Annotated in this window: 25 protein-coding genes and 1 pseudogene; 19 read left to right on the top strand and 7 right to left on the bottom strand. The window is 71.3% G+C overall.

Annotated elements, in window-relative coordinates; translation table 11 throughout:
- The 13 genes and pseudogenes from ABD714_RS13730 to ABD714_RS13670 all read left to right on the top strand — a co-directional run.
- Positions 1-269: pseudogene (locus ABD714_RS13730) on the top strand (hypothetical protein); the annotation flags it as partial.
- 136 nt (positions 270-405) lie between these two features.
- Entirely contained in the window at positions 406-2,325 is a 1,920-nt protein-coding gene (locus ABD714_RS13725; RefSeq protein ID WP_344812947.1) for a vWA domain-containing protein, read from the top strand.
- A 93-nt stretch (positions 2,326-2,418) separates the two neighbouring features.
- Complete coding sequence (locus ABD714_RS13720) at positions 2,419-3,147, top strand: hypothetical protein (protein WP_344812946.1); 729 nt, start codon at positions 2,419-2,421, stop codon at positions 3,145-3,147.
- Positions 3,144-3,875 carry a Flp pilus assembly protein CpaB gene (gene cpaB / locus ABD714_RS13715; protein ID WP_344812945.1) on the top strand — a complete coding sequence of 244 codons (732 nt, stop codon included), beginning with the start codon at positions 3,144-3,146 and terminating at the stop codon, positions 3,873-3,875. Before ABD714_RS13720 ends, cpaB begins: the two co-directional genes overlap by 4 nt.
- Before the next feature lie 168 nt (positions 3,876-4,043).
- The gene (locus tag ABD714_RS13710; RefSeq protein WP_344812944.1) at positions 4,044-5,813 is read left to right on the top strand and encodes a CpaE/TadZ family protein; all 1,770 of its coding nucleotides are present in this window, start codon (positions 4,044-4,046) and stop codon (positions 5,811-5,813) included.
- A complete protein-coding gene (locus ABD714_RS13705) occupies positions 5,810-6,169 on the top strand; it encodes a TadE/TadG family type IV pilus assembly protein (protein WP_344812943.1) in 360 nt (119 codons plus the stop codon). The genes ABD714_RS13710 and ABD714_RS13705 overlap by 4 nt, the downstream gene beginning before the upstream one ends.
- Positions 6,166-7,473: a TadA family conjugal transfer-associated ATPase gene (locus ABD714_RS13700; RefSeq protein WP_344812942.1), complete on the top strand. Its 1,308-nt coding sequence runs from the start codon at positions 6,166-6,168 to the stop codon at positions 7,471-7,473. The genes ABD714_RS13705 and ABD714_RS13700 overlap by 4 nt, the downstream gene beginning before the upstream one ends.
- Positions 7,470-8,396 (top strand): type II secretion system F family protein, encoded by a 927-nt coding sequence (locus ABD714_RS13695; RefSeq protein WP_344812941.1) that lies wholly within the window; start codon positions 7,470-7,472, stop codon positions 8,394-8,396. The genes ABD714_RS13700 and ABD714_RS13695 overlap by 4 nt, the downstream gene beginning before the upstream one ends.
- Complete coding sequence (locus ABD714_RS13690) at positions 8,396-9,304, top strand: type II secretion system F family protein (protein ID WP_344812940.1); 909 nt, start codon at positions 8,396-8,398, stop codon at positions 9,302-9,304. The genes ABD714_RS13695 and ABD714_RS13690 overlap by 1 nt, the downstream gene beginning before the upstream one ends.
- Positions 9,301-10,509, top strand: a complete 1,209-nt coding sequence (locus tag ABD714_RS13685; RefSeq protein WP_344812939.1) for a sensor histidine kinase — start codon at positions 9,301-9,303, stop codon at positions 10,507-10,509. Before ABD714_RS13690 ends, ABD714_RS13685 begins: the two co-directional genes overlap by 4 nt.
- Entirely contained in the window at positions 10,476-11,156 is a 681-nt protein-coding gene (locus tag ABD714_RS13680; protein ID WP_344812938.1) for a response regulator, read from the top strand. Before ABD714_RS13685 ends, ABD714_RS13680 begins: the two co-directional genes overlap by 34 nt.
- 153 nt (positions 11,157-11,309) lie before the next feature.
- Positions 11,310-11,531 (top strand): hypothetical protein, encoded by a 222-nt coding sequence (locus tag ABD714_RS13675; protein ID WP_344812937.1) that lies wholly within the window; start codon positions 11,310-11,312, stop codon positions 11,529-11,531.
- 127 nt (positions 11,532-11,658) lie between these two features.
- Entirely contained in the window at positions 11,659-12,345 is a 687-nt protein-coding gene (locus ABD714_RS13670; RefSeq protein ID WP_344812936.1) for a hypothetical protein, read from the top strand.
- A gap of 98 nt (positions 12,346-12,443) precedes the next feature.
- Here ABD714_RS13670 and ABD714_RS13665 read toward each other — a convergent pair whose 3' ends face one another.
- Genes ABD714_RS13665 through ABD714_RS13655 form a run of 3 tightly spaced genes read right to left on the bottom strand, consistent with a single transcriptional unit; the run spans position 12,444 to position 14,628 of the window.
- A complete protein-coding gene (locus tag ABD714_RS13665) occupies positions 12,444-12,854 on the bottom strand; it encodes a hypothetical protein (RefSeq protein WP_344812935.1) in 411 nt (136 codons plus the stop codon).
- Complete coding sequence (locus ABD714_RS13660) at positions 12,851-13,393, bottom strand: hypothetical protein (protein WP_344812934.1); 543 nt, start codon at positions 13,391-13,393, stop codon at positions 12,851-12,853. Before ABD714_RS13660 ends, ABD714_RS13665 begins: the two co-directional genes overlap by 4 nt.
- The gene (locus ABD714_RS13655) at positions 13,390-14,628 is read right to left on the bottom strand and encodes a hypothetical protein (protein ID WP_344812933.1); all 1,239 of its coding nucleotides are present in this window, start codon (positions 14,626-14,628) and stop codon (positions 13,390-13,392) included. The genes ABD714_RS13660 and ABD714_RS13655 overlap by 4 nt, the downstream gene beginning before the upstream one ends.
- A gap of 153 nt (positions 14,629-14,781) precedes the next feature.
- Here ABD714_RS13655 and ABD714_RS13650 point away from each other — a divergent pair, with 153 nt between their 5' ends.
- Positions 14,782-15,153, top strand: a complete 372-nt coding sequence (locus ABD714_RS13650; RefSeq protein ID WP_344812932.1) for a DUF192 domain-containing protein — start codon at positions 14,782-14,784, stop codon at positions 15,151-15,153.
- A gap of 33 nt (positions 15,154-15,186) precedes the next feature.
- On the top strand, positions 15,187-15,549 hold the full coding sequence (locus ABD714_RS13645) for a DUF5997 family protein (RefSeq protein WP_344812931.1): 363 nt from the start codon (positions 15,187-15,189) through the stop codon (positions 15,547-15,549).
- Positions 15,550-15,606: 57 nt separating this feature from the next.
- Here the strand turns inward: ABD714_RS13645 and ABD714_RS13640 are convergent, their stop codons facing one another.
- From ABD714_RS13640 to ABD714_RS13625, 4 genes are all read right to left on the bottom strand, one after another.
- A complete protein-coding gene (locus ABD714_RS13640; protein ID WP_344812930.1) occupies positions 15,607-16,599 on the bottom strand; it encodes a TIGR03557 family F420-dependent LLM class oxidoreductase in 993 nt (330 codons plus the stop codon).
- 73 nt (positions 16,600-16,672) lie between these two features.
- Positions 16,673-17,854, bottom strand: coding sequence for a serine hydrolase domain-containing protein (locus ABD714_RS13635; protein WP_344812929.1), 1,182 nt, complete (start codon positions 17,852-17,854; stop codon positions 16,673-16,675).
- A 76-nt stretch (positions 17,855-17,930) separates the two neighbouring features.
- A complete protein-coding gene (locus ABD714_RS13630) occupies positions 17,931-18,437 on the bottom strand; it encodes a hypothetical protein (protein ID WP_344812928.1) in 507 nt (168 codons plus the stop codon).
- Positions 18,438-18,634: 197 nt separating this feature from the next.
- A complete protein-coding gene (locus ABD714_RS13625) occupies positions 18,635-20,713 on the bottom strand; it encodes a PhoX family protein (protein ID WP_344812927.1) in 2,079 nt (692 codons plus the stop codon).
- A gap of 273 nt (positions 20,714-20,986) precedes the next feature.
- On the opposite strand from ABD714_RS13625, the gene ABD714_RS13620 reads away from it, so the two are divergent.
- The 4 genes from ABD714_RS13620 to ABD714_RS13605 all read left to right on the top strand — a co-directional run bounded on the left by ABD714_RS13620 (position 20,987) and on the right by ABD714_RS13605 (position 25,735).
- Complete coding sequence (locus ABD714_RS13620) at positions 20,987-22,357, top strand: FAD-binding oxidoreductase (RefSeq protein WP_344812926.1); 1,371 nt, start codon at positions 20,987-20,989, stop codon at positions 22,355-22,357.
- Positions 22,358-22,515: 158 nt separating this feature from the next.
- Complete coding sequence (locus tag ABD714_RS13615; RefSeq protein ID WP_344812925.1) at positions 22,516-23,352, top strand: vWA domain-containing protein; 837 nt, start codon at positions 22,516-22,518, stop codon at positions 23,350-23,352.
- Complete coding sequence (locus ABD714_RS13610) at positions 23,349-24,602, top strand: PP2C family protein-serine/threonine phosphatase (RefSeq protein WP_344812924.1); 1,254 nt, start codon at positions 23,349-23,351, stop codon at positions 24,600-24,602. The genes ABD714_RS13615 and ABD714_RS13610 overlap by 4 nt, the downstream gene beginning before the upstream one ends.
- Positions 24,599-25,735, top strand: coding sequence for a protein kinase domain-containing protein (locus ABD714_RS13605; RefSeq protein WP_344812923.1), 1,137 nt, complete (start codon positions 24,599-24,601; stop codon positions 25,733-25,735). The genes ABD714_RS13610 and ABD714_RS13605 overlap by 4 nt, the downstream gene beginning before the upstream one ends.
- The last annotated feature ends 367 nt before the right edge of the window (positions 25,736-26,102 follow it).

Below are 26,102 nucleotides of genomic sequence, written 5' to 3'. Positions count from 1 at the left end.
TCACCCTCTTGGCGCTGTTCTCCCCCGGCGCCGGGGGTCTGGGACTGGGCGACGTGAAGCTCGCCGGTGTCCTCGCCGCCCTGCTCGGCTGGTGGGACTGGCGCGCGGCCGCCATCGGGTTGGCGGCCGGCTTCGTGCTGGGGGGCATCGCCGCAGCGATCCTGCTGATCACCCGACGAGCGGATCGGCACTCCCACATCGCGTTCGGTCCGGCCATGGTGGCGGGCGCCTACCTGACCTGCGTCGTCTTCGCAGCAGGATCGTCGTGAAAGGCGACGTGACGAAGATCACGGCCCGCTCGGCGCCTGTCGACGGTCTTTTTTCGTCTCCGGTTGGATTTGCGAGCTGGTCTCTGCTTACCGTTCGGGAGTTCTTGGGTCGGTGCAGATCAGGGGGTTCCAGGCCGTGACCACGTCAAGAGTCAGGCGCGCGCTGATGCTGGTGCTGGCCGGCACCGTCGTCAGCACGGCGTTCTCGGCACCGCTGCCGGCCCGTGCCGAGGACCCCGCCAAGGTCCTGCTGGTGCTCGACGTCTCGGGTTCCATGAACGAGAAGATCTCCTCCGGGGGCACCAAGTTCGCGGCGGCGAAACGGGCGCTCAAGCAGGTCGCTGACGCTCTCCCCGCCGGCACCGAGGTCGGTCTGCGGGTCTATGGTTCCGAGATCTCCGAGCCGAAGGCCGAGAACCCGGCGGCGTGCCGGGACACGAAGCTGGTGCTGCCGATCGGGCCGCTGAACCGGGACAAGATGTACCGCGCCGTCGACTCCTTCCGAGCGGTCGGCGAGACCCCGATCGCGTACTCGCTGGGCAAGGCGGTCGACGATCTCGGCGACTCCGGGCGTCGCGTGCTGGTGCTGATCTCCGACGGCGAGGAGTCCTGCGCCGGCGACCCGTGCCCAGTCGCCCGCAAGCTGGCGGACAAGGGTGTCGACCTGCAGTTCAACGCGGTCGGGCTCGATGTGAGCGGCAAGGCACGCAAGCAGCTGAAGTGCATCGCCGAAGCCGGTAACGGTTCCTACTACGACGCCGACGAGTCCGACGGCCTGTCCGAGGCGCTCCGCAAGATCACCCAGCGGGCGCTGCGTCCCTTCGCCATCACCGGCACCAAGGTGACGGGGACCGAGAGCCCGGACGGTGCTCCGGAGCTCACCGTCGGTCAGTTCCAAGATCGTTTCGAGGCCGACGGCGGCACCCGCTACTACCGCATCTCCCGGCAGCCGGGCGAGAACGTGACCGCCACGGTCAACAGCCTCGTCCCGCCCTCCGGTACCTACAACGCCGACGACTGGCTGCTCACGTTGACCACCGAGAGCGGTGCGGCGTGCGACGACGTGCACACCCTGAGCGAGACCGCCGACGCGACGGTGGTCGTCTCCGGGGCGGTGGTGAGCGGGTCGGCGGCGGCGGAGTGCGCCACCGAACCCCTCGTGCTGGCGGTCGAACGACGCAACTACAAGGGAGCGAAGTCCGCGCCGGTGGAGATCGTGATCACGGGCGAACCCGAGATCACCAACCTCGCCTCCCTGCCCGGACCGGTGACCTCCTACAAGGAGACCGGGGCGGCCGTGCCGTCGAAGAAGCCGGTGCGGCGCATCATCGGCGGGTCCTCGTTCACCAACGCACCGCTGATCACCGCCGGGTCGTTCAGCGACGCCCCGGCGGTCGGGGAGAGCGTGTTCTACAGGGTCAGGCTCGGGACCGGCCAACGGCTGCGGACCTCGGTGACCGCGCCGTCGAACCGGGACAGCTGGGATCTCAGCAACACCGAGACCGTCACCGTGGCCGCGCTGATCTACGCCCCCTCCCGGGTGCCGCAGACACGGCAGAGTGGTGTCCTGCAGGGCAACGGCCGGGAGAAGCTCACCGTCTACTCCCCGGAGGTGCGGGTCCGGAACCGGGAGATCACGCACGGCGGTCTGGTCACCACCGAGGGCGACGCCCTGGCCCGGGCGTCGTACGCCTCCGTGGCCGGCGACTACTACGTGTCGGTCCAGGTGCGGCAGACGACTCCGGACACGTCCGGTCGGGTGCTCCCGATCCGCCTGGACGTCGACGTCGAGGGGGCTGTCGAAGGCCAGCCCGTCTACGCGACGGCACCGTCCCCCACCCCGTCGCCGAGTGCCTCGACCGGATCGACCGCAACCGCCTCACCCTCCCCCTCCGCGGGCACCGTGTCACCGCCGGCCGACGGTGACCGACCCGGAGCGGGCGCCCTGGCGGCCGCGGCCGGAGTGGGCGCGGCCGTCGTCGCCCTGCTCGGACTGGTCGTCGGGCTCGCGATCCGGCGGAACCGCTCCCGGTCGGCCGCGAACCGGAACGGGTGACCCTTTGCGTTGCCAGCATGGACCTCGGCTCGCGGGTTCTCCGCAAGCAGACGCCCCCAGTGCGATGTCAGGTCGCCGGAGTCGAGGTGTGACATGTTGATCGCCGTTGTCGGAACCAGTGGTCTCGGCCGCGTGGCCGGAGTGCTCAGCGGGTCGCCCGCAGCGCTGCTCCGGGTCGTGGCCGACCGGCCCGACACCGACGTGGTCGTGCTGACCTCGGGGCACGCGCGGGCCTCGGCGCAGCGGCAGGCCGACCTGGTGGCGGCAGCGCGCCCCTCCGCGCGGGTGTCGGTGATCACGAGTCCGCACCACGCGCTCACGCTCACCGTCGTGGCCGACCGGGTCCTGGCGGCGGCGCCGTGGCTCAGCTCCGCCGACGATCTTCGCGGTCTCCTGCTTACGGAGCTCTCCAGGGCCCGGAGTCTCGTCTGGTCCCCTGCCGCCTGGCGGCTGCGGGGTGTCGACCTGGGCGTCGGCGCCCGCCTGCGCTCCCTGGTCGGGGGTCGCAATCCCGTGCTCGACATCGCCCCCGCCACAGACATCGGCCCCGACGGCTGGCTCCCGGCAGCCGGTGACCGGGTCTACACCACCGGTCCCCTGCCGGCCCCGCTCACGCACCGGCTGGACGGCCACCACCCGCAGCGGGTGACCACCCTCGTCGAGGACAGCCGCTTCGCCTCCGGGTCGGCCTGGCTGCTGACGTCGGTGCCGTTCGGGCCCGTGACCGGCACGGGCTCCACCGATCCCGGGGCCGCGACACCCGAACCCCCCGCCGCCCGACCTCGACCCGCCGCGGTCGACCGAGAGAGTGAAGCCGCATGAGCATGAACCCACGCCAGCGACGGGGGGTCGCCTTCATGGTGCTGGCCGTCGTCGCCGCCGTCCTGGTCTTCGTCGGTGTCGCCAGCTACGTGTCCAGCGTCAACACCAAGGTCGGGCCGATGGTCACGATCTACCAGGTGACCAAGGACCTCCCGCCCTTCACGACGTTGTCCAGCGAGAACACCGAGCCCGTGCAGGTGCCGCAGCGCTGGGCGGCGGACAACACGATCCTGAAGTCCTCCGACATCGACGGCCGGGTCACCGCCACCCCGATCACGGCGGGCTCGCCGATCAGCCTGGACGCGCTCGTCCCGGCCAGCGACCTCGATCCCACGGAGCGCGAGGTGGCCGTCAACGTGGACGCGGTGACCGGTCTGGCCGGCCGGGTCCGTCCCGGCGACCGGGTTGACGTCTACGTCGCGTTCGACCAGGTGAAGGGACTGCCCAAGCAGGCCAGGATCCTGGTGGAGAACGCCCGCGTGGTCTCGGTGCTCGGTCAGCAGCAGGTGCAGACGCCGGACGCGAAGTCGATCCAGAACGTGATCCCGGTGACCCTGGCCCTCAAGGCCGACGCGGCCCTGTCGGTGACGTACGCGGCGTCCTTCGCCGACGAGGTCCGCCTGATCGGGCTGCCGCCGGGTGTGGCCCAGGACCGGAGCAAGGAACGCAAGACCTTCGACGCCCGCAACCTGGGTGGCAAGGCCGTCGCCGAGGACGGTGCCGAGTGACCGACCTGTCCCGCACTTCCGAGAGGCTCCGCTCATGACCGTGTCCGATGGTCGCGCTCCGCGCTCCGCGGTCCTGAGCTCCGCGAGGTCTCGCTCGTTCGTCGCGATCCCGGGCGACGAAGAACGTGTCGCCCAGCATCACTCCTGCACTCCCGAGAGGCTCCGCTCATGACCCGGGCCGTCATCGCCATCGCCGACCAGGTCATCGTGCAGGAGCTGCGCTCCCGGCTCGACGAGGCCGACGCCGAGATCGAGGTCGCGTTCGTCGCGGAGTCCACCCAGGAGATGACCTCCGCCGTCCGCAGCCACCGCCCCACCCTGCTGTTCGTCCACGACGCCCTCGGCCCGGCCTCGGTCACCGACACGGTGCGGGACCTGACGCTGCGGAACCCCGGTCTCGCCGTGATGGTGGTGACCACCAGCCAGACCGCCGCGACCTACCGGGCGGCGCTGGACGCCGGCGCCCGCGGCGTGCTCGAGTTCCCCTTCGGGCTGGAGGACGTCAACCACCGGCTCGGGTCGGTGCTCGAGTGGGCCCAGACCCTCCGGGCCGCGATGGTCGACAACCCGGAGGCGTCGGCCCGCCGAGCCGACCGGGGCGCCCGGGTGATCGCGATCGCCGGCGCCAAGGGCGGCGTGGGCACGACAGTGATCGCCGCCCACCTGGCCTGGGACGTGGTCCGCAGCGACCCCAACATCCGGGTCTGCCTGGTGGACCTGGCGGTGGAGAACGGCGACGTGCCGAGCTACCTCGACGTCGCCCACCGGGTCTCGATCGCCGACCTGGCCAAGATCAGCGAGGACCTGTCCCCCCGCGCCGTCTCCGACACCGTCGTGGTGCACAGCAGCCGACTCCACCTGCTGCTGGCCCCACCCGAGATCCGCGACACCGAGTTCGTCACGCCGGAGGCGGTGCGCCGCATCCTGGCGCAGCTGCGCGGTCTCTACCACCTGGTGGTGGTCGACACCGGCTCCGCCGTCACCACCACCCAGGCGGCGATGGTCGAGACCGCCGACGTCACCCTGCAGGTGGTGACCGCCGACGTGCCCGCCCTGCGTGCCGCCCGTCGTCAGACCCTGGCCTGGGAGTCCCTCGGGGTCGTGTCCGACGAGGCGCTGAAGGTGGTGGTCAACCGGTTCGTCCGCCGCTCCGAGATCCAGCAGGACACGATCGACGAGCTCGTCCTGGGTAACCGGTCCGAGGTGCTGATCCCCGATCTGGACCGCGGCCTGGAACGCGCCGGCAACAGCCGGACCCCGGCCGAGGTCCGCAACCAGATCTGGTGGAAGAGCCTGCGCAGCCTGGGTGAGGAGCTCGACGTCTACCGCGCCTTCCGGCGGGCCGCCGAGGCGTCGGTCTCGTCGACGTCGACGTCAACCGGGCCGGGTGGCGCCCCGGGGGCGAACGGTGCCCACGCTGCTCGGCGGGCCCACGGCTCGCGCGGCTCCCGTGCTTCCGCCGGCAACGGCACCGCGCCGAGCGCACCCGCGGCGGAGGCGACGACACCGAGCTCCGAAGCCGATGCGGTCGGCCAGAACCCCACCACGGCGAACGGGCGACGCACGCCGACGGCGAAGAGGACCCGCCGGTCCAAGCAGCGCGTCGGCGAGGCCGGCCAGGCCAGCCTCGAGACCGTGCTGATGATGCCCGCGGCGGTGCTGGTCGTGCTCCTCTGCCTGCAGTTCCTCATCTGGGGGGTGTCCTTCGTCTGGTCCGGGGTGGCGGCCACGGCGGCCGCTCGAGCGGCGTCGCTGGGCGACAGCCCGAGCGCTGCGGCCGACGACGCGCTGCCGGCCGCGCTGCGCAGCTTCACGACCGTCACCTCCGACGGCTCGAGCGTGCGGGTCCGGGTCTCCCCGCCGTTGCTGATCGGCGACGGCGCCTCGTCCGAGGCCACCATCGAGGTCGACCACGACGTCGTCCAGGAGCCGAGATGACCGTTCTCCCCCTGGCCCGGCCCCCGCGGGCGGCACGGGTCCGCGACCGCGGCTCCGCCGCCATCGAGGCAGCCGTGCTGATCCCGCTGGCCATGGGCGTGCTGGTGATCATCGTCCAGATCTTCGCCATGGCGTACGCCAGTCACGGCGTCTCCCAGGCCGCCCGGGACGGCGCCCGCGCCTACTCCCTGGGTCAGTCGCCCCAGGCCGCGGCCGCCGCCAGCCTGCCGAGCGGCGTGTCCCTGGTGTCGGTCTCCACCTTCGGCCCCGACCACGGGGTCACCGTGACGGCTCGGGCTCCCTCGATCGTGGTGATCACCGATCGCACGATCAGCCGATCGGTGACCATGCCATGAGACGCGAGTTCAGCCGGGGCTTCGCCCGGGTCCAGACCACCGACAAGTCCGAGATCGTCGCCGACGACGCGCAGGTCAGCCGCTTCAAGCAGCTGCTCCTCGACGAGGTGGACCTGCAGGAGCTCACCCGGCTCGCGGCCGAGGAGCGACGTGCCCGGCTGGAACGGGTGCTCGCGCACCTGATCTCCCGCGAGGGCGTGATCCTCTCCACCCGCGAGCGGTCCACCCTGATCCGCCGAGTCGTCGACGAAGCCGTCGGACTCGGCGTGCTGGAACCGCTGCTGGCCGACGAGTCGATCTCGGAGATCATGATCAACGGCCACCAGACGGTCTTCATCGAGCGCTTCGGTCGGGTGGAGCGGATCCCCAGCGGCTTCACCTCCGAAGCCCAGCTGCTGCAGACGATCGACCGGATCGTGTCAGCCGTGAACCGCCGCGTCGACGAGTCGAGTCCGATGGTCGACGCGCGACTCCCCGCCGACGCGCGGTTGCCCCGGGGCGCCCGCGTCAACGTGGTGCTGCCACCGCTGTCCCTGACCGGTCCGTCGGTGACGATCCGGCTGTTCCCCAAGGCGTACGGGCTCGCCGAGCTGCTGCAGCGAGGCACCCTGGACAAGGACTCGGCCGAGCTGCTGTCGATCTGCGTACGGGCCCGGGCCAACATCGTGGTCTCCGGCGGCACCTCGTCGGGCAAGACCACGTTCCTGAACGCGCTGTCGCAGTTCGTGCCCTCGCGGGAGCGGATCGTGACCGTGGAGGACGCGGCCGAGCTCTCCCTCAACCAAGATCACGTGATCCGGCTGGAGACCCGCCCGCCGAATGCGGACGGCAAGGGCTCGATCACCATCCGCGACCTGGTTCGCAACTCGCTGCGGATGAGACCCGACCGCATCATCGTCGGTGAGGTCCGGGGCGGCGAGGCGCTGGACATGCTCCAGGCCATGAACACCGGCCACGACGGCTCGCTGTCCACCGTGCACGCCAACAGCGCGTACGACGCCTTGTCCCGGCTGGAGACCCTGGCGTCGATGAGTGACGTGGAGATCCCCTTCGCCGCGATCAGGGACCAGGTCAACGACGCCATCGACCTGGTGGTCCAGCTGACCCGGGCGTCGGACGGCACCAGGCGCATCGTCGAGATCGCCGCCGTGACCTCCGAGCGGCGGGAGGACTACCGGCTGCACACGATCGCGGAGTTCGATCCCCTCGAGCGTCAGTTCGTCCGGCACACCGTGCCGGAGATCCTGGCCCGGCAGCTCGCCCTGGCCGGCGAGACGCTGCCCGAGGCCTGGGAGGTGGGATGACGCTGGCGATCCTGGCGGGCGCCGTGCTCGCCGTCGTGCTGGCGGTCGCCGGTCTGTCGGAGTTCGCGACGCACTCGGCCGAGCGTCGCGAGGTGGGGGTGGCCGCGCGGCAGGGCAGCGAGACCGGGGTGACCACGGGATCGGCCGCCGCCCGGATCTCGCGTCGGTTCAACCGGACCCGCATCGGTCGCTGGCTCGAGCGCGAGCTCACCCTGGCCGGCTTCCGCTACCCGCCGATCATCGTCTTCCTGATCTTCCTCGTGGTCACGGCCACCGTCCCGTACGTGCTGGCCCGCCTGCTCGCCCCGCTGTTCGGCGTCATCGGCCTGGTCGGTGGCTACGCGCTGCTCCGGGCCTGGCTGCGGCGGGCCCGCGAGCGTCGGCGCGAGAAGTTCGTCCAGCAGATCCCCGAGCTGGCTCGGATCCTGTCGAACGCCACCAACGCCGGACTCAGCATCGCCACCGCCTGGGCCGTCGCCGAGGCCGAGATGGCCGAGCCGGCCCGCTCGGAGATCCAGCGGCTCAACTCCGCGGTCCGCTTCGGTGCTCCGCTGGAGGAGGCGATGCTCCAGCTGAACGACCGGCTCCCGTCGCGTGAGGTGCGGGTGCTGATGTCGACCATGGTCGTCTCGGCCCGCTCCGGCGGCTCGCTGGTCAAGGCGCTGCGGGACATCTCGTTCACCCTCGACGACCGCAAGGAGGTCCGCCGGGAGATCCGGACCACCCTGGCCCAGGCGCGCTCGACCAGCGTGCTGGTGGCCCTGCTCGGGGTGGGGATCCTGCTGATGCTGAACACGATCCGACCCGGCACCGTCGACCTGATGACACGCAACATCATCGGGCAGATCGCGCTGATCGTCGGGTTCGGGCTGTTCGCCAGCGGCTTCCTGGTGATCCAGCGGATGACCAGGGTCGAGCACTGATGAGCCAGTTCTCCACCCTGTGGCCGGCGCTCGGAGCCACCGGTGCCCTGCTGGTCTTCCTGTTGGGCTACCGGATGGCCCGGACCAGCCCCCGCGACTACCTGGACGCCGCCGACCTCATCCTGCTGCGGGAGGAACGGCGCCGCGAGGCCCGCCTGTCACCCATCAACCGGTTGGCCGCCCGGTTCGTGCCCCGCCTGCGGCGCCTCGTCGGCCCCACCGGCGTGCGTTACCTGCAGCAGCTCATCGACACGGCGGGCCGGCCCGCGGGCGTCAGCGTGGACAGCCTGCTGCGGTCCGTCTGCTGGTGGGCGTTGCTGCTGGTCCCGGTGGTCGTGCTCTTCATCTACCAGGGTCAGCTCCTGGCCGCGCTGATCTGCCCGCTGGTCGCGGGTCTGCTGCCGCTGGCGCGGATCTCGGGCCAGGGTCGCCGGCGGCGGGAGAGCATCGACCGGGACCTGCCCGACTTCCTCGACATCCTCGCGGTGACGGTGAACGCCGGCATCGCCTTCCGCTCCGCCCTGGCCCGGGTCATCGACCGGTTCGACGGACCGATCTCCGACGAGGTGCGGCTCACCCTGGACCAGATGGGGCACGGCGCCAGCACCAAGGTCGCGTTCCTGGCGATGCAGCGACGGTCCGGCTCGACAGCGGTCCGCAGCTTCACCACGGCCTTCCTGCAGGCCGACGAGCTGGGGGCACCGCTGGCCGAGACGCTCAACCAGATCGCCCTGGACATGCGGCGGGAGAATGCTCAGGCGCTGCGACGCAAGGCGTCCCAGACGGTGCCCAAGGTGACGCTGGTGACCTCGCTGGTGATGGTGCCGGCCGCCCTGATCCTGATCATCGTCGGCCTGGCCATCGGGTCCGGGATCGACTTCAGCGGGCTGATGGAGTCCCTGCAGTGAGCGCCCCGGCCCCGGCGTCGGAGTGGGCCGACGCCGTGCTCGACGACCCCGGCTACCTGCGTCTGGTGCGCTGGGTCTTCCATGCCCGGCTGCTGTGCCTGCTGCTGGCCACCCCGGCGACCCTGGCCGGCCCGGATCCCGCGCCCACCGCGGCGCTGACCCTGCTGATGCTGGCCCTGGCCAGCCTGCTCTTCGGTCTGGGCAACCGGCAGATCAGGGTGCTGATCCGGCACCCGCTGATCGGCATGGTGGACATCGCCTTGACCCTGGGGCTGCTGGTCAGCGTCGACTCGGCGCAGCCTGCGGCCCTGACCGTGGTCTGCTCGGCCCTGCTCACCGGTCTGCTCTTCCCGCGCCGCTTCCTGGTCGTGCTGACCGCCACCCTGGCGGTGGGCTCCCTCGGGGCGCCCCGGACTCTGCTCGGCACCCTCCCGGAGACCTGGACGGGCTGGCTGGCCCTGATCGCCGGTACGCCCGCGCTGGTCGTCAGCTTCGTGATCATCGGCGTGCTGGTGCGCTCCGCGGTGGTGAGTGCGGTCGAGGCGCGTTCCGAGGTCGCCGCGGCGGTGGCCGCCGTCGGGGCCGCCGACGAACGGGCCCGCCTGGCCCGGGACATGCACGACTCGGTCGGCAAGTCGTTGCACGGGATCTCCCTGGCTGCTTCGGCTCTGCGCCGCACGGTGGACGACGACCCGGTCGCGGCGCGCGCGCTGGCCGGCGAGCTGGCCACCGCCTCGCAGACCGCCGCGCAGGAGGCCCGGCAGCTGCTGGTGGGGCTGCGGCAAGGGCAGCTCGACCGGCCCACGGTCGACGTGGTGCGCGAGATCCTCGACACCTGGACCGAGGACACGGGGGTGGCCACCCGGCTGACGGTGGTCCGCGGCGTCGACGCCGATCCCGTCGTCACCGTGCAGCTGGCGGCCGCGCTGCGGGAGATGCTGCACAACATCGACAAGCACGCCGAGGCCACGCTGGTCGAGGTGGAGCTCACGGCGGACGCCGGGGGCCTCGAGCTCCTCGTCCGCGACGACGGCGTCGGCTTCGACCCGTCCCGCGCCCGCCGCGACGAGGCACACGGGCACTTCGGGCTGCGGGGCCTGCACGAGCGCGCGGCCCAGGTGGGCGGCGCGATGACGATCGACTCCGACAAGGGGGAGGGGACGACGATCCGATGGACAGCCAGACGACAGACGATTCCGGTCTGATCGCCGAGGTCGGTGCGCGACCGGCCATCCGGGTGGCGATCGCCGACGACAACGCGGTGGTGCGGATGGGGATCCGCAGCCTGCTCAGCACGGCCGACGACGTCGTGGTGGTCGGTGAGGCCGGCGACGGCCTGGCCGCCGTGGCCCTGGCCAAGGCCAAGAAGCCCGACGTGATGCTGCTGGACGTGCGGATGCCGCGTCAGGACGGCGTCGTGTCCGCCCGGGAGGTGACCGAGCACGCGTCGGTGCTGATGCTGACCTACTCGGACTCGGCGGAGGTGATCTCCGCCGCCGTCCAGGCCGGCGCGCTCGGCTACCTGGTGCACGGCAACTTCACCGAGGACGAGCTGCTGTCGGCGGTCCGGATGGCGGCCCGGGGCTTCGGCACCTTCTCGGCCCAGGCGGTGGCCGCGCTGTCCCGTCCGGTGGCCACCGCGGCGTCGCGGGCGGCGACGTACGGGCTGTCGGAGCGTGAGGCCGACGTGATGGAGCTGGTGGCGCAGGGGGCGGCCAACTCCGACGTGGCCCGGACGCTCTTCATCTCCGAGAAGACGGTCAAGAACCACATCAACCACATCTTCGCCAAGCTCGGCGTGACCAGCCGGGGGCACGCGGTCGCCCTGTGGTTGCAGGACCCAACCCGATGAGTCCCGCACCCGGTCGAGATTGGGTCCACCGCTGGGTCCTGGGGCCCATGTCCTCCGCCCTCGATCTCCGTAGATTCGTTCTTGTCAGCGCGACCGCAACAAGGCGGAAGCCGAAGCAGACCCGAACAGGGTCGCGAGCAAAGGGGAATCCCCATGAACCAGTTGCTGGTCACCCTCTACGTGTGGCAGCTCACCGCGAGCGACAAGCTCAAGCAGCGCCGCGAGGCGGGGCAGGGATCGCTGGAGTACATCGCCGCGATCGCGGTCGCCGCGATCATCATCGTCGCGGTGGTGGGCGCGGTGAACAGCGCCCAGCTCGGCACCTGGGCCGGCGAGCTGATCCAGAAGATCAAGGACTCCACCAACAGCGCCTGAGTCGTCAGAGCACGGCGGCCGGGCGAGGATCTCCTCGCCCGGCCGTCGGGCTTTTCCGGGGACCTCACCGTCCCCGGCAGGAGCCGAGCAGCAGCAGGGAAAAGACCACGGGGAGGGGGTGATGATCATGGACGAGCAGACCACGACGGGGCGTCGCCGGAGCGATGCGGGCGCGACACCGGTCACGGTGGTCATCGGCATCGGCATCCTGGTCGCCCTCTTCGCCGGCGTGATCACCACGATGGGCGCAGTGGCCTCGAACGAGAGCTCCGGCGCCCAGCACGCCGCCGACGCCGCGGCCCTCGGCGGAGCCCGCGGGGTGCTGGATGACCTGCCGACGGATCTGCTGCTGGGTTTCACCACCCCGGCCGACATCCCGCTCATGGTCGGCGGTGGCACCTGCCTCCAGAACGGCCGGAACGAGGCGGCCCGGCTCGCCTCCGCCAACGGGGCGAACCTGACGTCCTACTGCTTCAACGTCTGGGCCGACGAGGTGTCGGTGTCGGTGAAGCTGCGGTCCACGGCCGTCTCCGGCGACAAGGTGTCGGCCAAGGCCGAAGCCGAGACGACCTTCACCGCCGACGAGTGCCGGATCGACCCCGGGTTCGAGCTGCCGACCGAGGAGCCCGATCCCCCCGGCGACGACGAGGACGAGGACGAGGGTCCCCCGCCGCTGCCGCCCGGTCCGATGAGCACGTGGATCAACTGCGGGATCGGTCGCCAGGTGATCGAGTTCCGCCCGCTGGTCGGTCGCTTCTTCTTCCGTGAGCTGGCCGACGACGTCGAGGACGTCGACCCGCGTCTGACCAAGTGACGGGACGGGGATACCCGTCCCAGCTCCGGTCGTGCCGGCTGAGTCCGGTCCCGCCGACTCAGTCGCGGTCCCGCCGGCGCAGCCGTGGTCCCGCTGACTCAGTCGTGGTCCCGCCGGCGCAGCCGGAGGGTGGGCACGCCCGGGAGCCACGGGCCCGCGAGGCAGACCGGGAGCGCGCCAACCAGCCAGGGCAGAGCGGCCACGACCGCCGACGCCGGTCCCGCACGACCCGCCACCAGCACCACGGTGACCACCGTGATCAGCACCGGCACCAGACCGCCCCACCACAGGCAGCGGATCCAGGTGCGCTCGTCGCGGGGAGTGACCAGCAACGCCGCCACCGCGGTGTAGGCCCCCAGCACCCCCGCCGCCACAGCCATCCGGGTCAGCGACGTCACCGCGCTGCCGGCGGCCAGGGAGGTCACCCCGGCGCCCGCCAGCCCGAGCGCGACCAGACCCACCAGCCAGGCCCGCAGGGCCGTCGATCTAGCCAGGGCCGTCGATCTCATCGGCGCCACCGGACCGAATCGAGCACACCGACCACGAAGCTCGTCGGGACGGTGGCGTCCCCCAGCACCACCACCAGACCGCTCGGCGCCTCGGCGCGCTCGGCGATCACCAGCTCGCCGGTGTAGCGCCGGCTGCGGTCGAGGGCGTACGAGACCGCGAACCGGGTCTGCTGACTGCCCTGCACCACGCGGCTGCGGCGGCCGGTCAGCTGGATGCCGGGCAGCAGCCCGGCGGCCGTGGAGGCGAGCAGCAGACCGAGCACCTCCACCGGTTCGGCCGTGTCCAGATCGGCGCGCGCCAGCACCACCCCGCGCGGGGTGATCTGGCTGTCGTCGGTGCGACCACGCCACTGCCAGTTCCGACCCAGCGGCTCGCCGGGGTCGGCAGCAACGACACCCGTCGGCACCTCGAGGACGAGGTCTCCCACCGTGACCTCGCTCGCCCGGGCCGGCCGGGGGCTGAGGGTCAGTCCGGCGGCGACCGCCAGCCCGGCGGCGAGGGCGGCCCGACGGGTGATCACCCTGCTGCTGGCGGTCACGAGGTCGCACACGCCGGGTCGGCGGTGAGGCTGCGCGCTGCACCGTTCGGTTGCGGAGCCACGGTGAAGGCCGCCGTCACCCGGGTGCCGGGGCGTTCGACCCGCTCGGTGCTGATCAGCTCCTCGGTCACCCGACGCGTCAGCTCTGCTCGATCGGTGTCGGCGTAGCGCAGCACGGTCACGGTCGCGGCCCGGGTGAGGAAGCCGGCGAGCTGGTCGCGGACGTCGGCCTGGCGCAGTCCGAGCAGCTCGGGGAGCGGCAGCGCGAACCCCGTCGGACGGCTCAGCCAGCTCTCCACCAGCCGTCGCTCGACCGGGGAGGAGACCGGGATCGTGACGTACGCGACCTCCGCCGACCCCGCCGACACGGCCGGCTCCCCTTTCACCAGGGCGCGAGCCGCCACCACGGCGACGGTGACCCGCTCCACCTCACCGGAGGCCGCGCGTCGCCACGAGGCGGCTCCGGTCACCGGCTGACCGGCCCAGCTGCCGGTCACGCCGACGGTGAGCACGGTGTCCCGGTCGACGGTGTTGGTGACCAGGTGAGCCGGCTGGTCGGGCCGCAGGACGACCCGGGCCGTGGTGTCGGGGACCGGGGTCCGCACCCCCGGCGTGGTGGGCAGCGGGGCCACCGCGGGCCAGACGCGGCTCCGGAGCAGGGTGGGGGCGGGCAGCTCGCGGCCCGACGAGCCGAAGACGGCCCCCAGCGGGGCGAGGCTCGATCGGCGCTGCAACCACTGGCGGTGCTGCTCGAGGGCGGCCGCCACCACGACGTCACCGCCCTGACCACCGGGCAGGAACCAGTCGGCCGAGGTGGTCACGACGACACCGGGCAGCACCTCCTGCCGTCCACGGCGCTGCCCCGCCAGCAGCAGCGGTGGTTCCTCGGTCTGGTCGGGACCCAGATGCAGCACGCTGTCGCCCGACCGGGCCGTCCGCGTCTGGAGCCGCAGGCCGGTGGCGGTCGTCGTCTCGGAGACCCGGACCTCCGGCAGCGCCTCGTCGAGGATCGCCAGCGCGGCACAGCGGGGCGGCGCCAGGTCCGGTTCGGTCAGGGCGATCGGATCGGCCCCGCAGGCGCCGAGGCCGAGGGACCCGACCCGGCAGGCCAGCCGACCGACGGCGACCTGGGCGGTCGCGGGCAGGACGCTCATCACACCCGAGGCGGCCACCACGACGAGCACGAGGACGAGGATCCGGTCGGTGACGTTCCGGCGTCGGGAGTTCCGCTCCACGACGCGACGGCGAGCCAACCTGGGTCTCCCTGCTGTTGCGGGACGTTCCCGGCCCTGTGGATGGGGCACGATTGTATCGAGCACCGAGTCAACTCACCGGGCGTGCGGACGATCCCGCGGTGCCTTTCGGTGCAGCGATCCTGGAGGACGACGATGGCGCGTACGGTGTTCGGACCCGGACCGGGCCGGCTGCTCTGCGACGGGCGCACCGTCGCTCCGGCCGCCCTGGCGGACACCGCCGAGTCACGGAGGAAGGGTCTGCTGGGCACCGATGCCGTCGAGGGTGCCCTGTGGATCACCAGGTGCCCGTCCGTGCACATGATGGGCATGCGCTACCCCATCGACGTCGCGGTGGTCGACGCCGACGGCGTGGTGATCAAGGTCGCCACGCTGAGACCGTGGCTCGGCAGCACCCGGCCACGGTTCAGGGCGAAGGCCACCATCGAGGCTCCGGCAGGGGCGCTGGCCGCCTGGGGAGTGCGCGCCGGGAGCCGGCTGGCGTACGCGGACGACGCGAGTGCCTGAGCCGGCGCCGCGTCGAGCACTAGGCTGCTGGACGTGAGCCAGACGATGAAGCCCCTGACGGCGGCCAACAAGCTCGGGATCTATCTCCCGGCCGCGCCGGAGGAGTTCCAGCGGTCCTCCCTCACGCGCGCCGAGCTCGACGCCCTGCGCGACGATCCCCCGGCCTGGTTGGTCGAGCTCCGCCGGACCGGACCGTTTCCCCGCGACGTGGTCGCGCAGAAGCTGGGGATCTCTCGCTCAGGGCTCGCTCGCGCTGAGATGGGCGACGCCCTGGACGCGGACCAGATCGGTGCCCTGCTGGCCGACCCTCCCCCGTGGCTGCTGCGGGAGCGCCGGGTGCAGACCGAGGTGATCGCCGAGAAGGAGCGGGTCCGCGAGCAGCGATCTGAGCGCTGACCCGGTACCGTGCGCGACGTCTCCGCGGTCAGGACACGGGTGACGCGGGTGACGCGGTCAGGACGCGGGTGACGAAGCCGACCGGAGCGCCTCCAGCAGCGGGCCGGCGGCCTCATCGAGGAACCGCTGCTGGCCCTCGTCACCCACCTGAACCAGAGCGATGTCGGTGAAGCCGGCCTCCCAGTAGGGCTTGACGCCGTCGACGATCGCGTCCAGGTCCGGACCGCAGATGATCTTCTCGGCCACGTCCTCCGGGCGCACGAACTGGCTCGCGCCGGCGAACCCGGCCGGCGTGGGCAGATCGGCGTTCACGGCCCAGCCGCCCGCGAACCAGCGGAACTGATCATGGGCCCGCTCGATCGCCGCGTCCCGATCGGGATCCCAGCAGATCGGGACCTGCCCGATGGAGCGGGACCCGGGATGGGCGTTGACGGCGGACCAGCCGGTGATCAGCTCAGGGTCGGGCTCGACGGCGATCAGGTGCTCGGCGAGCGGTGCGAACCGCTTGATCGACTTCTCCCCCGAGACGGCCACGCCGATCGGGACCGAGCCCTCGGGGGCGTCCCAGATCCGGGCCGAGTCGATCCGGAAGTAGTCGCCCTCCCAGGTGATCAGCTCCCCGGTGAGGAGCTCCCGGATCACCGTGATCGCCTCCTCGAGCATGTCCTGGCGCTGGGCGACCGGCGGCCAGCCCTCCCCGGTGATGTGCTCGTTGAGGTTCTCCCCCGAGCCCAGACCGAGGATGAAGCGGCCGCCCGAGAGCAGCTGGAGCGTCGCCGCCTTCTGCGCGACCACCGCGGGGTGGTAGCGCTGGATCGGGCAGGTCACGTACGTCGCCAGCTCGATGTGCTGGGTGGCCTGGGCCACGGCTCCGAGCACCGTCCAGGCGTACGGCGCGTGACCCTGGCTGGTGAGCCACGGCGAGTAGTGGTCGCTGGAGACCTCGAAGTCGAAGCCCGCGCGCTCCGCGTCGACGGCGTAGCCGACGAGCTCCCGCGGTCCGCTCTGCTCGGTCATCAGGGTGTAGCCGAAGTTCACCTTGTCCGTCATGTTTACACAGTAAACGCTCGGTCGACGGACCGAGCAGCGGCCTCGGGCAACCGCGACCCGCCGAGGGGGGCGGTCACGAGCGCGGCAGGACCGCGGCGATCCGACGGAACAGCTGGTCGGCCGGGTGCGCCTTGGGCACCACGTTCGACTCGTTCATGAACACCACCACGGTCGCCCCGGAGGTGGGCTGGTGGAAGACCGCGGCGGTGAAGCCGAAACCCTCACCGTTGTGGCCCCACCACCCGTCGGTCTCCCCGATGCCGAGCGCGTAGAGGTCGTACGGCGGGCCCTTCTGCAGCGGGGCACCCTGCAGCCGCTCCCGCTGCGTCGCCGGGGCGAGGAGGGTTCCGGTGGCGAGCGTCTCGCCCCAGACCCGGGCGTCGTCGAGGCTGCTGATCATGGAGCCGGCCGGGCCGTAGATCGACAGGTTGGTGGGCTGTGGCTGGGGACCTGCGTCGCCGGGCGCGTACCCGACGGGATGCGGTGTGGTCCAGGTGCTCGCGTCGAGGACGTAACGCGTTCCCTGCTGGCCGAGCGGGGTGAGGATCCGCCTCTGCAGGACCTCGGCGAACGGCTCGCCGGTGACCTTCTCGACCACGGCCCCGAGCAGGTTGGTGTTGGCGTTGGTGTAGATCCTCTCGGTGCCGGGGGCGAACTGCGCCGGCCGACCGAGCGCCAGGGAGTTCAGCTCGTCCAGGGTGAAGATCTTGTCGGGGTCCTGCTGGAACTCCTGCTGGAAGTCGGCGTTGGTGTAGTCGGCGTTCCCGCTGGACATGTCGGCGAGCTGACGCAGCGTGATCTTGTCGCCGTCGGTCACGCCGTCCACGTAGGTGCCGATCGTGTCGTCCAGGCCGATCGTTCCCTCGTCCACCAGCTGCAGGATGAGGGTCACCGTGTACGACTTCGTGACGCTGCGCAACGGCCAGGTCAGGTCCGTGCTGACCGGCACGTCGTTCGCGATGTCGGCCAGCCCGGTCGTTGTCACCCAGGCCCCCTCGGCCGGCACCCAGACACCCACGGCCGCGCCGGGCACCCCGTACTCCTTCATCGTCCAGTCCAGCGCGGCCTGCAGCTTCGTCTGCAGGGCCGCCGGCAGCGCACCCTCCGGTGCTGGCGGTCTGGTGACGGCCGGTGGCGGAACGGTCGTGGGCTCGGTGGCGGTGGGATCGCCGGCCGGGGCGGTCGTACAGGAACTGACCAGCGCGGCGACGAGCGCCGTCACGACGAGACCGGCAACCGGGCGTGAGGCTCTCACGGCGCCATTGTGTCGCCCGGCCCGGGCAGCCGAGAGCCGGGGACGGACACCCGACCGGCCACAGGACCGCGGCCGGTCAGTTGGGCGAGGGAGCCGTCTCGCCCCGGCGGCCGACGGCACCCCGCAGACCGACGCAGCCCACGCACCCGATGCAGTCCACGCAGTCGATGCACCCCACGCACGCGACGCACCGACGGCACCGGACACAGGCCAGACACCCGATGCAGGCGACCAGGGCGACGCTCAGGAACGTGAGCACGCTGGCGGCCACGGCGACGCTGGCGACCGTGGCCGCCGACCCGGCAACGGCCACGCTGCCCGCGGTGGCAGCACTTCCGGCGACCGCGGCGCTCGCGACCGTGCCGACGCTGCCGCTGACCGCCACGCTGCCTCGCGTGCCGGCACTGCCCGAGACCGCGACGCTGTGCGAGGTCCGGACGCTGCCCGCGACCGCCGTACTCGCCGTGGTGCCACTGCTGCCGGCCACGGCACTGCTCTCGGAGGTGTCGACGCCGGCGATGGTGTCGGCGGAGTCGACGCTCCCGACCGCTGGAGAACGGGAGGGGCGACGAGCGCGGTTCATGTCGGCATCATCGCGCAGGTGTCTCCGACTGACCAGGGCGCCGACCCTGTGGCGCTGCTCCTGCCCTGGGGGCCGGGCCACGCGGTCGAGGTCTCGACGGCCCTCGTGGTCGAGGCGGGCTCTGTCTCGACGACGGTGAGTTCACGATCCCCGGATCGGCCCGTGCAGTGCCCGACTGCTCGGCGACGGACGCGCGGTCAGCTCGGACCCTGCCGGATGACCTGGACGACCGAGGGCCGTGGGCCGCGCCAGTCCCCGGGTCGGGCCTCGCGCTCGTCGAGGTAGTCGGGGAAGAAGGACTGCTGTGCCACCCAGCTCCCCCCGTCGCCGGGGTGCTGGACCGCCACGAACACCGAGCCGTCGCGGTCGTGGATCACCGGACCCGTGGTCTCGGAGTTGATCGGGGTGGCGAGGAACTGCTGCACCCGGCCGCGGTCCTCACCGACGAGCGGCACCTTGAACAGGGCATCGCAGTAGGCGATCCCCTGCATGCCGTCGGTGCTGATCCACAGGTTGCCTTCGGAGTCGAACGCCAGGTTGTCCGGGCAGGAGATCGGGGAGACCGGCCCCTCATAGCCGGCGAAGTAGTTGCCGACCTCCCCGGGCGGGCCGCAGACGAGCAGGAGGTTCCAGCTGAAGGTCGTCGCATCCACCCGGTCGTCGTCCTCGGTGATCTCGATGACGTGCCCGTGCTTGTTGCCACCGGGCAGCGGTACGCCGGCGGCGTCGAGATCGGGACGCGGATTCGCCGCGTCAGCGCCGGGCATGCCGGCGGCGGTGCCGCGCTGGGTGTTGTTGGTGCAGGCCACGTAGACCTTGCCGGTCCGCGGGTGCGGCTGGACGTCTTCGGGCCGGTCCATCCGGGTGGCCTGGACGGTGTCGGCGGCCAGGCGGGTGAACACGAGCACCTCGGCCACGGACATCCCCGGCACGACCGAGGCACCGTTCGCCACCAGGGGGATCCAGGTCCCGACGCCGAGGTTGGCGTTGTCGGCTCGGTCCTCACCGCTGAACCGGGCGACGTACAGATCGCCTTCGGTCAGCAGCTCCAGGTTGTTCGCCCGGGCCGAACGGGAACCGCCGGGCCGGAAGCGACGACTGGAGACGAACTTGTACAGGTACTCGAATCTCTCGTCGTCGCCCATGTAGGCCGCGACCCGGCCGTCGGCATCGACGCGGACGTTGGCCCCCTCGTGCTTGAACCGGCCCAGGGCCGTGTGCTTCCGCGGTGTCGAGGTCGGGTCGTGGGGGTCGATCTCGATGATGTAGCCGAACCGGTTGGGCTCGTTGACGTAGGACGCGTTGGTGGCGTTGAAGCGGGGGTCCACCCGTTCCCACAGGTAGCTGCTGCCCGCGCGCGTCAGGTTGAACCCGTACCGGCGGCGTTGGACGTACAGCGGTGTCGTCGGCGGCGTGCCGGCGGGGAAGTTGGACTGGAAGTAGTTGTGGAAGTTCTCCTCGCCGGACAGGATCGTGCCCCACGGCGTCGTGCCGCCGGAGCAGTTGTTGAAGGTGCCGAGGACCCGGGTTCCGGTGGGGTCGGCCGCCGTCTGCAGCAGAGGGTTCCCCGCCGCGGCACCGGTCAGCCGGAAGGGCGTCGTCGCGGTGATCCGACGGTTCAGCCGGGCGCCTCGGACATAACGCCAGGGCCGACGCCGCCCGGATCGCTCCAGCTCGACGACACTGAAGCCGACGGCGGCCATCAAGGCCCGCAACAGCTCCAGCTCGGCCGCCCCGGCGGCCCGGGGCGGGAACATGATCGACCGGTTCACGAACTCGTGGTTGCAGCACAGCAACGCGTGTCGGCCCCGTCGGTCGGTCACCAGGATGTCGAGGTAGTCGTTGTTGTAGCCGAACTGCTCCTCCTGCGCCTCGGCGTCGGGCACCGACGGGTCGAAGGGCGGTGACGTGTGGAACAGCGGGTCGCCCCAGCGGATGATCGGGAACCACTGGTAACCCTCGGGCACGACAAGATCATCGGTCGTGTCCGGGACCGGTTTGATCGCGGTGAACGGGAGCCCCCTCGAGGGGGCGGGCCGCGCGGCGTTGGCTTCACCGGCGGTGGGCACCAGAGCCGGCAGCACGGCTCCCGCCGCCAGCGCACCGCTGCCGAGCAGCAGCGTGCGTCGGGAGAGCCGGAGACCGACGACGTCGCGGAACGACTGTTGGGTGCTGGGGTTGGACGGCGGGTACGCACACGCGCTCCCGCACTTGAGCTCGCAGGTGACAGGACTCCGGTTTCCGTGGGTCAGCCCGTCCATCGGCAGCTGCTGCATCGTTCCCCCTCCGGCGGCGAGCCACGGGTGGGTGACTCGGTCTCGATCGACGTCACGTCATCTGTGGCAGGGATTCCAAGGATCCGACCACCGTACTTTTCGGCCTCCGTGGGGTCCACCGCCCGAGCCACGAGTACGCAGTTGTGCGTAGGGGGCCAGATACCCTCGTCGCTGCCCGAACGGCCCTCGCTTTCTTCCGGACCAGGACCGAGCATGGAGACCAGGCACGTTCTCGGCCCGGAGGGTCGCGGCACTCGGGTGAAGGAGCTCCCCATGATGCTCGACGATGACCGCTCACCCGGTCGCGGTGCGACCGTCGAGGCCGAGCTGAAGGGTCTCGTCCGCGGCCGCGTCCACGCTTCCGGCGACGACGGCTACGAGCAGGCGCGAACGGTCTGGAACGGCTCCGTCGATCATCACCCGGCGGCGGTGGTCCACTGCGCGGATGCCGAGGACGTCCGCGCGGCGCTGGCGACGGCACGGCGGTGCGGCGTGCCGGTGTCGGTCCGCGGCGGTGGCTGCGACTGGGCCGGCCGCGCGATCCGGGAAGGGGGCGTGGTCCTCGACCTGTCGGCGATGCGGGGCGTCCGGATCGACCCGGGCACGTCCGTCGCCGAGATCGACGGCGGTGTCCTCGCCGGCGAGCTCCTCGACGCGGCCGCAGCCCACGGTCTGGCCACGGCGGCCGGAGCGGTCCGCAGCGTCGGCATGACCGGGATGGCGCTGGCCGGCGGCTACGGCGGCCTGATCGGCCGCTTCGGTCTCACGCTGGACAACCTCCTGTCCGCCGATCTCGTGCTCGCGGACGGGTCCCGGGTGGTCGCCGGGCCCGACGACGAGACCGATCTGTGGTGGGCGTTGCGCGGGGGTGGCGGCAACTTCGGAGTCGTCACCTCGGCCCGTTTCCGGCTGCATCCGCTCGGTCTGGTCATCGGCGGCATCGTGATGTACCCGGCCGAGCAGGCCCCGCAGGTGCTCCGCGGCTACCAGGAGATCATCGCGGCAGCACCCGACGAGCTCACCGTCATGGCGGGCTTCCTGACCGGCCCGGGCGGGCTCCCGATCGTCTTCGTGGCACCGACCTGGAGCGGTGATCTCGACACCGGCCAGGTCGCGGTGGACCCGTTGACCAAGCTCGGCACGCCGGTGATGAGCGCTCTGCAGCCGATGCCCTACCCGGAGCTGCTGCACATGTTCGACGCCGGGTCCGCGCCCGGCAACGGCAACGCGCTGAACACCCGCTGGCTCCCCGCCCTGACCGAGGACGCGATCACCGCGCTGACCGAGGCCGCGCTGACGAGGACCTCACCCCGCTCGCTGCTGATGGTCCACCACTTCCACGGTGCCGCGACACGGGTGAGCTCCGACGCCACCGCCTTCGCCGTACGCCGGCCTCATCTCCTCACCGAGATCATCGCGGTCTGGGCGCCCGGCGAGGAGGCCGACCAGCACCGGTCCTGGATCGCCGACGTCTCGGCGTCGCTCGCACCCGGCGCCTTGCCCGGCGGGTACCCGAACATCCTCGACCCGGCCAACATCGAGCGCACTCGGCTCGGCTTCGGTGGCAACCTCGAGCGGCTCCTCGCCGTCAAGCGCCGCTACGACCCGGACCACGTCTTCTCCGCGGTCGCCGCTCTTCACTGATCCTGCTCGACCGGCAGCTCCGCACTCGGCTCGTCGGACCGATGTGGCCGGAGGTGCGTAGCTCCGCCGCAGCGGGGTACTTCCCTGGTGCGGGCCGCCGCGGCGCTCATCTACGCCGTCGCCTCCGCTTCACCCCGCCGAACGCACCAGGGAGAACCATGAGCGACACCACTGCCACGCCCACCACGACGACGGACCAGCCGTTCCCCACCTATGAGCCACCCACCGGTGAGGCGACCGGCAGCGAGCCGGCAGCGCCGCCTGCTCCTGCTCCTGCTCCTGCTCCCACCGCACCGGAGGCCGGCCAGTCGAGCCTGGCCGCCCCCCGTGGGCTGAGCTACGCCGTCGACATCGTGTTCTGCATCGACGTGACCGGCAGCATGACGCCGATCCTCGACGCGGTGAAGGCCAACGCGCTCGGCTTCTACGACGACGTGCAGGCCAACCTGACCGAGAAGGGCAAGAACGTCGCTCAGCTGCGGGTTCGCGTGATCGCCTTCCGCGACTTCGTCGCCGACGGCGACGCTGCGCTCGAGGAGTCGCCGTTCTATGCCCTGCCAGGCGACCGTGGCGGCTTCTCTGAGTTCGTCAACGGGCTGATCGCCCAGGGCGGCGGCGACGCACCTGAGTCCGGGTTGGAGGCTGTGGCCCTCGCTGTGAACTCCCCCTGGACGACCACCGGTGACCGCCGACGGCAGGTCATCGTCGTCTGGACGGACCAGCCGGCGCACCCCCTGGATCCGTCCATCGTGCCCGCCGACCTCGCGTCCCGCGTCCCCACCGACTTCAGTGCCCTCACCGACCTCTGGGAGGACGAGCAGGGGCTGATGGGCTCGAGCTCGAAGCGGCTGATCCTGTTCGCGCCCGACGGTCCCGGCTGGAGTGACATCTCCTCGGTCTGGGAGAACGTCGTGCACAACCCGTCGCAGGCCGGCGGAGGCCTCTCCGAGGTCGACTACGGCACGATCATCGACTCCATCGGCAACTCGGTGTGAGCGAGACCTCGTTCGGTTCCCGGTCCGGCGCCGAGACGTCGGCGCCGGGACCGACAGTCTCGTTCGGGTTCAACCTCGCCAAGATCGACGACCACGGTGAGGACTCCGATCCGATCCTGCGCGACGGTCCCGATCTCGGTCTGCTCGCGGTCTTCGACGGCATGGGCGGCGCCGGTGGCACGGTCTACGACACCGAGGACGGGCCTCGCAGCGGGGCCTATCTGGCCTCGCGCATCGCCCGTGACGTGGTGGAGCAGCGGATGCTGCAGATCCTGGTGCCCGACTGGAACCTCAAGGGCGAAGCGGCCGCGACTGATCTTCGGCGCTCCGTCCAGGAGGCTCTGCAGGAACGTCTGACCGCGCTCAAGCCGCCGAAGAGTGGTCTGCGGTCCCGGCTGCTCCGCGCCCTCCCCACCACCATGGCGGCCATTGCGCTGCAGCGCTCCCATCGCCGCAGCTCGGAGTGGCTGTGCCACGTGTTCTGGTCGGGCGACTCCCGCGCGTACGTGTTCGAGCCCGACGGGGCCCGTCAGCTGATGACTGACGACCTGCGCGACCCCAGCGACGCCTTGACCAACCTGCGACGTGACTCGGTGGTGAGCAACGCGATGTCGGCGGACACCGAGTTCCACGTCAGCTACCGCCAGGTGAAGCTCGAGGCACCGTTCCTGCTGGTCTGTGCCACCGACGGCTGCTTCGGCTACCTGCCCACCCCCATGCACTTCGAGCACCTCGTCCTGTCCCCCCTCACCAGCGCCCGCACGGTGACCGGGTGGTCCGACGCCATCCAGCACGGCATCTCCGCGGTCACCGGTGACGACGCCGCCATGGCGGTGGTGGCGGTCGGCGCCGATCTCGCCGCTCTCCGCAGCCTGTACGCGCCCCGCGTCGCCCAGCTCGAGGACCAGTTCACCGGACCCCTCGACGACCTCAGCCGCTCGCTCCAACTCGCCGAGGACGAGCTGCAGCTGCTCCGCCAGCGCCAGCTCGACGAGACCCAGCAGCTGTGGGAGGTCTATCGGCCCGGCTACGAGCAGTACCTGCACGCCGACACCGAGATCCCCGAGCCGGTTGACCTGGATGGCGACGCCCCGGACGTCGCCGACACCAGGATCTCCGGGCCCGACCACCCCGCCGACGCAGCGCCGCCCCCGGTGGACTCCACGCCGCCGGCGGAGACCTCTCCGGACGGCTCGGCAACGGACGTCACCATGCACGACGAGACGACCCCCGACGAGGTGACGCGGTGAGGGCCGGCGACGTCGTCAACGGCTATCTGATCTTGGAAGACTTCAAGGTGGTCGGCGCCGGCCTGAGCAAGTGGACCTACGCCGAGCGGGCCGGACGCCAGTTCTTCATCAAGGAGTTCCTGAGCCCCACCTACCCCGACGACGACGCACCGGGGAGTGAGAAGACCAAGGCCAGGAAGCGCGCTCGCTGTGCGACCTTCGAGGCTCAGCACCGTGGCATGCAGAAGGCCCTCGCGCCGCTGTCGGCCTACGGGGGCAACCTGATCGTCACCCTCGACTTCTTCCGCTGGGGCGCGAAGTACTACAAGGTGACCGAGAAGGTCGACGCCGAGGACCTCGGGCCCGGCGGGATCGCGGCCCTGGATCTGCGCTGGCAGCTCGTGCTGATGAAGTCGGTCGCTCACAGCCTGAAGATCCTGCACGACCTGCGGATCGTGCACGGGGATCTCAAGCCCAGCAACATCCTCGTGAAGCGCACCGAGCTCGGCTACACGAGCAAGCTGATCGACTTCGACAGCTCCTACATCGCCGGCAACCCACCTCCGTTCGAAGAGATCGTGGGCACCATCAACTACTACTCCCCCGAGCTGCTCGGCTACATCCAAGACGTCGGTGTGCAGCCCGGCGAGCTCGGGGTCGCTTCCGACATCTTCGCCCTCGGACTGATCTACACCGAGTTCCTCACCGGCGCCGTGCCACCGTTCGACGCGGCCACCTACCACGAGCCCGCCGTGGCCGTCCGCAGCGGCGAGATCCTCCGGATCCCCCGTCCCGGCCTCGCGCCGGCCCTGGCCGACCTGGTGGACTCGATGCTGCTCGCCGATCCCAGCCAGCGCCCCACGATCGCCCAGGTGCACACCACCTTGATGGGTGTCCGGAACGCAGGCGACGCCCCTTCCACGCCGATCGCCCGGACCACCGTGCGGACGTCACGGCCGGTCGCCGCATCGCCCGCCCCCGCCTCCGGCGCCCTACGAGGCAAGGGACTGCGGATCAGCGGAGCGGAACCGTCGCCCGATCGCACCACCCCGGCGGACACCGGTGACGACCGCGTCGGCCCGGCGGGGGCTGAGCCGACGCGTGGTCTGGTCGGCAAGCTCGTCGGCAAGCTGACGAGACGACCGTCGCGATGAACCCACTGGGACCGGTCTGGCGCTGCGGCGGCTGGTCGGAGGACGTCGTGGTGCAACCAGTGGAACCCGGCGACCACGTCGTCCGTACAGGCAGCTACCGGTTCGGCACCGAAATCGGAGTCTGGAACCTGATCCGCGTGCGATGACCTGACACCCTGCATGAACATCGAGCCCGCTCAAGATCGACAACTCCTAGTTCAGCCCTGAAGTCTGAGCTTCTCCTCAAACGGCGGAGCGCGCATCGAGGTCACTGGCATGAGACTGATTAGCCCTATGACAGATCCGGAAGCGTCCGGGCCCGCTTAAGCCCGGATCCACCGATCGGGGCCGTTGACGATCGTGAGCTGAGCGCGCCGTAACGCGAGAA

The sequence above is a fragment of the Microlunatus aurantiacus genome (genome assembly GCF_039536605.1).
Taxonomy (GTDB): domain Bacteria; phylum Actinomycetota; class Actinomycetes; order Propionibacteriales; family Propionibacteriaceae; genus Microlunatus; species Microlunatus aurantiacus.
The sequence above is the reverse complement of the archived record's forward strand: the minus strand, read 5'-3'. Positions and strand labels throughout refer to the sequence as shown.